We start from the raw sequence: 1,053 nt of genomic DNA on the forward strand, positions 1-1,053 counted from the left end.
ATCGCGTCGAGCGTAAATCAGATACTCGTGAAACGGGGTGTATTCGTCGTCTTCGCCTGTGCCGGCTTTCCATCGTTTTGAGCGGAACTGGAAGGGATAGGGTTCATCCGCGAATTGCGGCGTATATGAGGTAATTTCGGCCGTCTCACCGGCTTCGCCGATGAGATCCCACCAGATTTCTCGGAGCTGGTCATAGACGGAAAGCTGGTCATGGTGAATGGTGATTCCGCTACCGTGGGGGATCGGTTGAACAAACGTGGTCGGTTTGTCGTCTAGCTCCCCGCTCAGTTCCTCAGTTTTATCTGAAGTGGTATCCTGGTATTCCATGTGGTCGGGTTCCGTGACCNATTCTCCTCGCCGCCGTTCACACGTCGGGCAGTCATATCTCCAGCATCCAGCGGACCGCATATAAAACATCGTGTAGGGTTGTAGTAGATACAGCTAGGCGCGCCGCCGGCTGGTATCGTCCTCATCTCCTGCTTTACAGCGTTCTTCCCATCGCAGAAGCCACTGAGTGGCACGTGACTGATTCTGGAATCACAAACTGCTGGCTCAGAAAAGCCGGACCCCAGTCTGTCTCACTTCGCCTGACCCTCAATCTCGGTTCGGCTCGTCGAGGACCCGGACCCTCGCCTCGTGTAGCTGCTTCACTCAATCTCCCCCCCAGTTCGCGGTGCGCGCACAGACCAAACTGGATCCCCAGATTGCTTCAGCCTCAGAGCCAACTGGCGACTGAATCCCACTACTTTCTTTGTAGGGCCACCAATTCTCGCGACCGCTCCGCCCCCCTAGGTATTCGTTCCAATCTCATTATCAAATAACTATACAAGATTATTGTCAGCAGATATTCTTCGGACGATCTAACCGATCAAATGTGTCTGTATGCATAATTTGATAGCACAATTGTACTGTCCGCAGCCGGAGGCTATAATCGGACCGGGCAAGAATTATGCACGCTCAGATAGACGGTTTCTGTATGGTTGACCTCGCACAGTTGAAGCAGGATTTAGACTGGAAAGCTATCGCCGTACTCGATGAGCTACGGGAGAATGG

1 protein-coding gene is annotated in these 1,053 nt (G+C 53.0%); it reads right to left on the reverse strand.

Annotated elements, in window-relative coordinates; genetic code table 11:
* On the reverse strand, nucleotides 1–327 hold a 327-nt coding region (locus C451_RS05715), incomplete at its 3' end, for a hypothetical protein (protein WP_007738674.1).
* Nucleotides 328–1,053: the final 726 nt, after the last annotated feature.

It is taken from the genome of Halococcus thailandensis JCM 13552 (assembly GCF_000336715.1).
Lineage (GTDB): Archaea > Halobacteriota > Halobacteria > Halobacteriales > Halococcaceae > Halococcus > Halococcus thailandensis.